The following is a 3009-nucleotide window of genomic DNA, read 5'->3' as shown; positions in this document are numbered from 1 at the left end:
GGGCGGAGGAGGTGGCGGGGGCGGTGTGCCGCTGATCCTGCCGCCGACGGGCACGGCGCCCGTGCAGCCGGCGCCTTCGGCCAATGGCCGGGTGGTGTCGGACACCGTGACGTCGAGCATCAACAACGTGCGCTACCCGATCGAGGTGTTCATCCCGGCCGCCTACGACAGCAGCAGCGATGCCGTGCCGATCATCTACGCCTTCGACGGCGACGCGACCAACGGCCTGCCCGACACGCGCTTCACCAACCTCAAGAACGTGCTGCTCAAGCGCGGCACCAAGGCCATCCTCGTGGGCATCGGCTACACCGCGCGCCGGCAGGAGGACTACAACTTTCCGGGCGCCAACGCGTATCACACCTTCCTCACGAAGGACCTGGTGCCGTTCATCGAATCGAAGTACCGCGCCGACCCGAAGAAACGCATGCTCACGGGCCTGTCGACCAGCGGCAACCTTGCGGCCACGGCGCTGTTCCTGGAGGCGCCCGACAACCTCGTGTTCTCGTACTTCATTTCCATCGAGGCCGCCTTCTGGCAGCAGGAGGCCGAGAACAACGCGCTCGAAAAGAAGATGTTCGACGCGCTCGCGGGCCGGCCGCTGCCCGTGACGCTGATCCTGGCGCACTGCGCCAGCGGCTGCAACGAAGTGCCGGTGAAGGCGATGTACAAGCGGATGTCCGAGCGGGGCTACGTGGGGCTGCAGCTGATCGACACGGAGTTCAATTCCACCCACGTCGGGACCGACGTGCTCGCGTTCGACGACGCGATCGTGCGGATCTTCAAGTAAGGCTTTGCGGCGAACCGGGCAACCCGGTTCGCGCCACATGCTCAGTTGGCGGAAGGACTCGGCGGGTAGCCGGCCTCCGTCAACGCCGCCACCAGCGAGGGGCGGTCTTCGGTGGTGTCGATGCGCACCGTTCTTTGCTTCACGTCCACTTCGAGCCTGGCCTGCGGGTCCAGGTCCTTGATGGCCCGGGTGATGCGACCGGCGCAACTGCCGCAGGTCATCGACTGAATTTCAAACGCTTGCATGAGGGGAGTCCTTTCAAAAGAGTGACTCGCAGTGTCAAGCTTGGCATCGTGTGAAGGTCAAGCGCGTCGAGTGCCTGACCCCTGGCGTGCCAAGGTCATGCGCCGTCTGCGTTTGACTCTCTCATGGTGTGAAGGTTGAGACTTCGCGCTTTGGCTCGAAGGAGAACCCCATGGAACATCCCACGGCGCCGGCTGCTGCGGCGCGCTTGTCCCTTGCCGATGTCGTTGCGCGCTCCGGTGCGTCCGCGCAGTTGCTGAGCGACTGCGAATCGCTCGGACTGCTCGATGACACGGCGCACGCAGGCCGCTACGACGAGCGCGCTGTGTCGACACTGCGCTTCGTGCGGCGCGCGCACACGCTGGGTTTCGACACACCGGAAGTCGTCGAGCTGCACGCGCTGTGGCAAGACGGTCGTCGTGCAAGCTTCGACGTGAAGCGCGTTGCGCTCGAACGCGCCGACGACCTGGCCCAGCGGATCGAAGAGCTCGCGCACATGAAGCGCCTGCTGGAGCGCCTGGCCCACTGCTGCGAAGGCGACGAGCGCCCGGAGTGTCCGATCCTCGATGAGCTGGCCGGGCTCAAGGGCTTCGCCGGCTGCGAAGCACGGCGAGCCTGAAGCCGATCCTCAACCCGGGATGTTCGGCTCGACCAGCTGCGCCAACGCGACCAGCGACTCCTGCCAGCCCAGGTAGCACATCTCGACGGGAATCACGTCGGGGATGCCTTCCTGCACGACGGACATGTCCGTGCCGCACGAGACCGCGGTCAGGACCACCGTGGTCTTCATCGTGCCCGGCAGGTGGGGATCGTCGAAGCTCGCGTCGTAGGCAATGCGCTGGCCGGGCACGAGTTCCAGGTACTTGCCGCCGAACGAGTGGCCGTGGCCGGTGCCGAAGTTGGTGAAGGACATGCGCCACGCGCCGCCCACCACCGGCTCCATGGTGTGGACCTTGCCGGTGAAGCCGAAGGGCGGCAGCCAGCGCTCGAAGGCGCCGGGCTCCACGAAGGCTCGGTAGAGCTTGTCGGGGGTGGTGCGCAGCACGCGGTGCAGGCGGACGGTGTTGGTGGCCATGGTTGCTTTCTCCTGATGAAGTACAGAGGACGACCCTCTGTGATGACGTCGGATGAGCCCGCTGCGATTCGACAGGTGCAGGATCAGGAAAAACCCTGAGCCCGCACCCCGCGCCTCAATCGATGAACCGCGCGACGATGTCTTGGAACGACGGCAAGTCCATCTGCGTGTGGCCGCCTTCGTAGCCCTTCAGGCCCAGCTGCAGCCCCTTGTAGCTGCGCGCGGCGATCTGGTCGCGCAGCGCGGTGATCTCCGGGCCGCCGACGTTGCTGATGGCATAGCCCAGCAGCAGGGTCACGGGAATGTCGCGGGTGCTGCTGTTGGCGTACATCTGGCTTTCGAGCGGATCGAGCTGGCCGCGCGCGCCGGCGGCAGGCGGATCGGACGCGAAGAAATGCTGGAAGGTGAACGTGCCCGCCGCGCCTTCGGTGAAGAAGGCGATGAGCGTGAAGACGCCGCCGTTCGACAGGCCCGAGAGCATGCGCCTGGCCGGGTTGGCCCGGTAGTTCGATTCGACATGCGGCACCAGCTGGGCGACGAGGAACTCGTGGTACGCCTTGGCGCCCGGCATCAGGTAGTCGGTGTTGCGGCGCGAGGTGCCGCCGATGCCGACCACGATGGCTTTCTTGCCGGCCTTCTCGAGGATGTCGGTGAAGTTCTGGAAGCGCGTCACGCTCTGGTTGTAGACCGCATCGCCGTCGGTGATGTAGACCGTGGGGTAGCTCGCCGTGGCGCCGTCGTAGCCGGCTGGCAGGTAGACCTGGATCGGGTAGGTCGCTTCGGTGGCGGTCGACTTCATCGAACTGCTGACCACCCGGCCGCGCCCGGTGTCCGCGGGCGGCGGTGTCGGCGTGCCGCCGACCGGTGGCAGTGGCAGCATCGCCACACCGCCTCCGCCGCCCCC

General features: G+C 66.4%; 5 protein-coding genes. 2 read left to right on the top strand and 3 right to left on the bottom strand.

Features of this window, described 5'->3' with window-relative positions:
- On the top strand, positions 1-787 hold a 787-nt coding region (locus tag AC3WQR_RS31495; protein ID WP_492745960.1), incomplete at its 5' end, for an alpha/beta hydrolase.
- Between the two features lie 41 nt (positions 788-828).
- Here the strand turns inward: AC3WQR_RS31495 and AC3WQR_RS31490 are convergent.
- Positions 829-1032 carry a heavy-metal-associated domain-containing protein gene (locus tag AC3WQR_RS31490; RefSeq protein WP_062472532.1) on the bottom strand — a complete coding sequence of 68 codons (204 nt, stop codon included), beginning with the start codon at positions 1030-1032 and terminating at the stop codon, positions 829-831.
- Between the two features lie 170 nt (positions 1033-1202).
- Between AC3WQR_RS31490 and AC3WQR_RS31485 the strand changes: the two genes are divergently transcribed.
- Complete coding sequence (locus AC3WQR_RS31485; protein WP_492683917.1) at positions 1203-1649, top strand: MerR family DNA-binding protein; 447 nt, start codon at positions 1203-1205, stop codon at positions 1647-1649.
- A 9-nt stretch (positions 1650-1658) separates the two neighbouring features.
- Here AC3WQR_RS31485 and AC3WQR_RS31480 read toward each other — a convergent pair whose 3' ends face one another.
- Both AC3WQR_RS31480 and AC3WQR_RS31475 read right to left on the bottom strand, forming a co-directional pair.
- Positions 1659-2105, bottom strand: a complete 447-nt coding sequence (locus tag AC3WQR_RS31480; protein WP_307588679.1) for an SRPBCC family protein — start codon at positions 2103-2105, stop codon at positions 1659-1661.
- A 115-nt stretch (positions 2106-2220) separates the two neighbouring features.
- On the bottom strand, positions 2221-3009 hold a 789-nt coding region (locus tag AC3WQR_RS31475; protein WP_492745958.1), incomplete at its 5' end, for an alpha/beta hydrolase.

It is taken from the genome of Variovorax sp. FW305-3-2-15-B-LB1 (genome assembly GCF_058787635.1).
The sequence above is the reverse complement of the archived record's forward strand: the minus strand, read 5'-3'. Positions and strand labels throughout refer to the sequence as shown.

What these genes read in the sequence shown, in the direction of transcription:
- AC3WQR_RS31490 (WP_062472532.1), bottom strand. Translation starts at nt 1,032, where the DNA reads ATGCAAGCGTTTGAAATTCAGTCGATGACCTGCGGCAGTTGCGCCGGT.
- AC3WQR_RS31485 (WP_492683917.1), top strand. Translation starts at nt 1,203, where the DNA reads ATGGAACATCCCACGGCGCCGGCTGCTGCGGCGCGCTTGTCCCTTGCC.
- AC3WQR_RS31480 (WP_307588679.1), bottom strand. Translation starts at nt 2,105, where the DNA reads ATGGCCACCAACACCGTCCGCCTGCACCGCGTGCTGCGCACCACCCCC.